The organism is Synechococcus sp. R3-13 (assembly GCF_047462195.1).
GTDB lineage: Bacteria > Cyanobacteriota > Cyanobacteriia > Thermostichales > Thermostichaceae > Thermostichus.
Genome location: NZ_JANSIO010000235.1, coordinates 1 through 5066 on the forward strand (window position 1 = coordinate 1; position 5066 = coordinate 5066).

Annotated in this window: 7 protein-coding genes; 2 read left to right on the top strand and 5 right to left on the bottom strand. The window is 59.2% G+C overall.

All coding sequences use genetic code 11. The annotated features are described in order from the left end of the window. From NW856_RS07380 to NW856_RS07390, 3 genes are all read right to left on the bottom strand, one after another. Positions 1-197, bottom strand: a 197-nt coding sequence (locus tag NW856_RS07380) for a rhodanese-like domain-containing protein (protein ID WP_414399679.1), incomplete at its 3' end; no start/stop codon positions are given. 56 nt (positions 198-253) lie between these two features. Next, on the bottom strand, positions 254-736 hold the full coding sequence (locus tag NW856_RS07385; RefSeq protein ID WP_414352140.1) for a DUF29 domain-containing protein: 483 nt from the start codon (positions 734-736) through the stop codon (positions 254-256). Between the two features lie 116 nt (positions 737-852). After that, positions 853-1569 carry an MBL fold metallo-hydrolase gene (locus NW856_RS07390; RefSeq protein ID WP_414399680.1) on the bottom strand — a complete coding sequence of 239 codons (717 nt, stop codon included), beginning with the start codon at positions 1567-1569 and terminating at the stop codon, positions 853-855. A 127-nt stretch (positions 1570-1696) separates the two neighbouring features. On the opposite strand from NW856_RS07390, the gene NW856_RS07395 reads away from it, so the two are divergent. After that, a complete protein-coding gene (locus NW856_RS07395; RefSeq protein WP_414352142.1) occupies positions 1697-2077 on the top strand; it encodes an ArsR/SmtB family transcription factor in 381 nt (126 codons plus the stop codon). A 49-nt stretch (positions 2078-2126) separates the two neighbouring features. On the opposite strand, the gene NW856_RS07400 is transcribed toward NW856_RS07395, so the two are convergent. Then, positions 2127-3074: a UDP-glucuronic acid decarboxylase family protein gene (locus NW856_RS07400; RefSeq protein WP_414399681.1), complete on the bottom strand. Its 948-nt coding sequence runs from the start codon at positions 3072-3074 to the stop codon at positions 2127-2129. A gap of 24 nt (positions 3075-3098) precedes the next feature. Next, a complete protein-coding gene (locus NW856_RS07405) occupies positions 3099-4505 on the bottom strand; it encodes a UDP-glucose dehydrogenase family protein (RefSeq protein WP_414399682.1) in 1407 nt (468 codons plus the stop codon). A 143-nt stretch (positions 4506-4648) separates the two neighbouring features. Here NW856_RS07405 and NW856_RS07410 point away from each other — a divergent pair. Next, positions 4649-5066: cation diffusion facilitator family transporter (locus tag NW856_RS07410; RefSeq protein ID WP_414399683.1), on the top strand; the 418-nt coding region annotated here is incomplete at its 3' end.

The window sequence follows — 5066 nt, forward strand, 5'->3', positions numbered from 1 at the left end:
GGGTCAAAGGTAGATAGGGGCATGTTGATGGCCCCCGGGATCCGCTCATCGGCATATTCTCCCGGCTCCCGCACATCAATGAGCTGGACTCGCCCCTGATCCAGCCACTGTTTTAAGGTCAGGGCATCGATCTCCTTGAGACGGGGATCCCGTTCTTGCGAAGCGGAAGGGATAGGGTTTTGTTGGGTTACGGTCATGGTTGTCTCCTTGCTTCTAGCGTTGTCTAAAATGCAAAATGCAGCGATTTTTGGGATTAATCCCCCTCCTCAAGCAAATGACTGGGCTCACCGGGGTAAAACCGGCTATCCAGGATTTGCTCTGAGGAATAAGGGCAGGTTTTGGGGAAAATCTTTCTGGGCAGCTTGGTCTCCTCCAGGGCCAGCTTCAGCGCTCCCAAGTAAGACTTGGAGATGGCCTCTGGCAAATAGGGCTTGAGACTTGGGCTTTCTTCAAGAAGCTCCAGAACTTCCTGCCGCTGCAGCTGGAGGGTGAGGAGCCAGCTTGCGGATCTCCCCTCTGGCTGGTACTCCCACTTGAGGAGATGCCCAACCAAAACTGCAAGTCGGTTTCGCAGTTCCTGCCGCTGTTGCCTGCCCAACGATTCAATCTCCTCGACTAAATTGGGCAGATCCAGCTTCTCCCAGGCCCGATCCCGCAGAAATTGAGCTTGTTGCTGGATCCAAGCGTAGAAATCGCTCTCATAGAGACTTTCTCGATCCACGCTCAAACTCTCCATTTCTGGCAAGCCAATTGAGAGAAGGTTACCCAGAGCAGCGGGCCCTCACCATCGGAGTTTCACATGGGCTCCCCAGCCGGCGGGGGCTTACCCTGCACCTCGCTGCCCAGAAGGAATTAAACCGCTGCTGCCACTTGGCCGCACTGCTCGTTGGCCGGCACCGCTTCCTGGATCTTCTTCGGCTGGGGCAGGTTGAGGCTGTTCATCAGGGCAATGAAGCTCTCACGGGAACGCAGGTTGCCCGTTTCCGGATCCACAAAGCGCGGGTTCCAGCGCTTCTCCTCGCCAATGGTGGAGACGGTGTGCCCGCGATAGTCGTGGCCAGGATAGACCAGCGTCTCATCGGGCAGCGTAAACAAGTGCTGGGTAACATGGTCGTACATCAGGCCGGGATCCCCGCTTTGGAAATCCGTGCGCCCACAGCCGCGGATCAGCAGGGCATCTCCGGTAAGGACGCGATCCCCATTCACGCGGTAGGTCATGTGGCTGTCGGTGTGGCCCAGGGTAGCGATGGCTTCAATGACGACGGATCCCACTTGCAGCGTTTCCCCATGACCGATGAAACGATCTGCACATTGAGCCTTGGCCTGTACTGGCACCACCCCTTGGCAACCGGTCAGTTCCCGCAGCTTCCCGGTTCCCGTGATGTGATCCGCGTGAACGTGGGTTTCCAGGCAGTACTTCAAGGTTAGACCCAATTCCCGAATCAGCTTCAAATCCCGCTCCACCTGCTCCAGCACTGGATCCACCAGGGCGGCCTCGCGAGTTGCCGGATCCGCGGTTAAATAGGTGTAGGTGCTTGTTTCTGCGTCGAACAGTTGGCGAAATAGCATAGTGCCCTCCTGTCTGGTATCGAAAGCCCGACGTGAACTTGGACTTTCTAGGAATACTATATAACTATCTAGTGTTAAAATCAAGTTGACGAACGGCGCAAGCAGGTTTGTTGATGGGAGAAAGCCGGTGAGCAGAGCGGATGTGAATGAGTGTCGCACGATCCTGACGCCGCAGGTTCTCAACAGCGTGGCGGAGTACTTCAAGGTTTTGGCGGAACCCAGCCGCCTGCAGATCCTGTGTCAGTTGCGCTCGGGGCCCAAGAACGTCACCCAAATCTTGGAAGCTACGGGTATGGGCCAGGCCAATGTTTCCAAGCACCTCAAGATCCTGACCCAGGCAGGGATCGTCAGCCGTCAGCCCAAGGGGGTGAGTGTTTATTACCAAATTGCGGATCCCATGTGCTTTGAGCTGTGTGAAGTGGTATGTCGGCAGTTGGTGAGTCGGCTACAACAGCAAGCCCGCCAACTGGAGCCGCTGGCAGCCATTCACCCAGGTCAATCGAGCTGAGGCGAAAATGGTTCTCAAACGGGTTGGGGTTGTCGGGAGCACCTGATGATTAGTCCAGCCCCAGCCGCCGACGAAAGTAAGGGATGGTCTGTTGCAGCCCAACTTGCAGCGGGATCCGAGGCTCCCAACCCAAGAGGGCGCGGGCTTTGCCAATATCCGGCTGCCGTTGTCTGGGATCGTCCGTCGGCAGAGGCCGGTAAACGATGGGAGAAGGGCTGCCGGTGAGGGCGAGCACCTGCTGGGCCAGCTCCAGGATCGTGAACTCCTCGGGGTTGCCCAAGTTAAAGGGTCCGGGGTAGGGGCTGTTCATCAGCCGGATCAAGCCTTCCACCAGGTCGGAGATGTAGCAAAAGCTGCGGGTCTGGGATCCATCCCCATAAACTGTTAAGGGATCCCCGCGCAGGGCCTGGACGATAAAGTTGCTCACCACGCGGCCATCGTCCTCCCGCATGGCGGGGCCGTAGGTGTTGAAGATGCGGGCCACCCGGATCTCCGTCTGGTATTGCCGCTGCCAGTCGAAGGTGAGGGTTTCCGCCAAGCGCTTGGATTCGTCGTAGCAGGCCCGCGGGCCGATGGGGTTGACGTGGCCCCAGTAGTCTTCCGGTTGGGGATGCACTTGGGGATCCCCGTACACTTCTGAAGTCGAGGCCAGCAGGAACCTCGCTCCCGTTTTCTGGGCCAGTTGCAGCAGGTGGTAGGTGCCCCAGACGCTGGTGCGGATGGTGCGGATGGGATCCGCTTGGTAGTGGGGGGGAGAAGCGGGGCAGGCCAGGTGGTAGATCTGCTGGATCCCGGCCTCTTCCAAAGCGGGCGGCAAGGGATCCGCCACGTCGTGCCAGATGAGCTGAAAGGCGGGGTTGTCCAGATGGGCCTGGACATTGAGCTGCCGGCCCGTGTAGCCGTTATCCAGACAAATGACCCAGTGGCCTTCTTGCAGAAGGCGGGTTACCAAGTGGGATCCGATAAATCCCAGGCCACCCGTAACCAGGATCTTCATGATTTCCCCTGATTTCCCCAGCACCTACCAGCCCACTCCAATGAGGGTTATGCCCGCCTGCCGCACCGCCTCCCGATCCAGACAGTTACGGCCATCGATGAGCAAGGGCCGCCGCATCAGCTCTGCAATCCGTCGGTAATCCAGCGACAAAAACTCCGGCCACTCCGTCACCAGCACCAGGGCATCGCAATCTTGGGCCAGGCGAAACACATCCGTTTCCACCACCACATGGGCTAGCCCCTCCCGCATCCCTGAAGCGGACACAACGGGATCATACGCCTTCACCTTTGCCCCAAGGCGGTGGAGCTGCTCGATTAAGGTCAGGGAAGGGGCATCCCGCAGGTCGTCGGTGTGGGGTTTAAACGTCAGACCCAGTAGGCCAATGGTTTTTCCCTTGAGCACCTTGAGGGCCTGCTGCAGCTTTTCCACCAGGCGCTGCCGCTGTTCTCGGTTAACCTCCACCGTGGCCCGCAACAGCTTGGCCTCATAGCCATAGTCAGCAGCGGTTTGGATAAGAGCCGCCAGATCTTTGGGGAAGCAGCTTCCGCCCCACCCTATGCCAGCGTTGAGAAAGGCGCGGCCAATGCGCCTATCTAGGCCGATCCCTTCTGCCACCTGGGTGATGTCGGCGCCGGTGCGCTCGCAGATGTTGGCCATTTCGTTGATGAAGCTAATCTTGGTGGCCAGGAAGGCGTTGGCGGCATACTTGATCATTTCGGCAGAAGCCAGGTCGGTCACCAGCAAAGGCACGGGATCCCCTTGCAGGCCCTGCTGGCGGTTGAGGATGGGTTCATACAGCTGCCGCATGATTTCAATGGCGCGGGGGCTGTTGGAGCCAATCACAATGCGATCCGGGTAGAAGGTATCTTGGATGGCACTGCCCTCCCGTAGGAACTCGGGGTTGCTCACCACGTCAAACTGCGGCGTCCAAGGCGAGAGCTCCAAGGTCAGGGATCTGGCCTCAGGATCCCTCCCCACTTCTCGGCTGCTCAGCCGCTGCTTGGCGGCTTCGGCGGCCCCGTCCAAAATGAGCATGCGCACCCAGTCCCCAGAGCCAATGGGCACAGTGGATTTGTTGACAATGACTCGATAGTGCTCGTCCAGATGCTGGCCAATTTCCCGCGCCACCGCTTCCACATAGCGCAGATCGGGATCCCCGCTGGGCAGGGCCGGGGTGCCCACGGCAATAAACACCACCTCGCTGGCCTGGATCCCAGAGCCCAGATCGGTGCTAAAGTGCAGCCGACCCGCCGCAGTTCCCTCCCGCACCAGCTCTTCCAGGCCGGGCTCGTAGATGGGCAGGCGACCCCGCTGCAGCCCTTCAATCTTGGCGGAGTTGTTGTCCACACAGATAACGCTATTTCCTAGGTGAGCCAGGCAAGCCCCTGTTACCAGGCCCACATAGCCAGCGCCTACCACAGCAACGTGCATACTCAGCGTTTGCTCCCGAACGGATGGCCCCCATGCCCCCGCAGCTCACCGTTAGGATACCCCACTCCCCTGGGATCCCTTACCCCCATTGAGGTCGGTGGCAGAATAAAGCAGGATATCTGTGGATCCCCGCCCGAGCTGCAGTGAGCTTTCTGGATTCTGCTGCCATAGCCAGCCGCCGTCAGCGCCAAGTGCAGAGGGTGCTGTACGTCACGCTAGGGCTAAATGTCCTGGTGTTTCTGATCAAGTTAATCCTGGGGCTGACGACGGGATCCCTAAGCCTAATTGCCGATGCCCTGCACAGCTCCACCGACAGCGCCAGCAACATTTTGGGCTTGGTGGCCGTGCGCTTTTCTTCGCCAGAGCCCGATGACGACCATCCCTACGGCCATCGCAAGTTTGAAGCCATTGGAGCGCTGGGGATCGCCGCCTTTTTGGGGATGGCCAGCCTGGAGATCCTGCGCACAGCCGTGGAGCGGTTTTGGGAGCCCCAGCCCCACCTGCAGATCGATGAGCTGACCTTGGGGGTGATGGTGGGGGTGTTGGGCATTAACGTCTTTG

Bases quoted from the DNA above. Each gene is read 5' to 3' on its own strand.
- NW856_RS07405 (WP_414399682.1), bottom strand. From the start codon at position 4,505: ATGCACGTTGCTGTGGTAGGCGCTGGCTATGTGGGCCTGGTAACAGGG.
- NW856_RS07390 (WP_414399680.1), bottom strand. From the start codon at position 1,569: ATGCTATTTCGCCAACTGTTCGACGCAGAAACAAGCACCTACACCTAT.
- NW856_RS07385 (WP_414352140.1), bottom strand. From the start codon at position 736: ATGGAGAGTTTGAGCGTGGATCGAGAAAGTCTCTATGAGAGCGATTTC.
- NW856_RS07400 (WP_414399681.1), bottom strand. From the start codon at position 3,074: ATGAAGATCCTGGTTACGGGTGGCCTGGGATTTATCGGATCCCACTTG.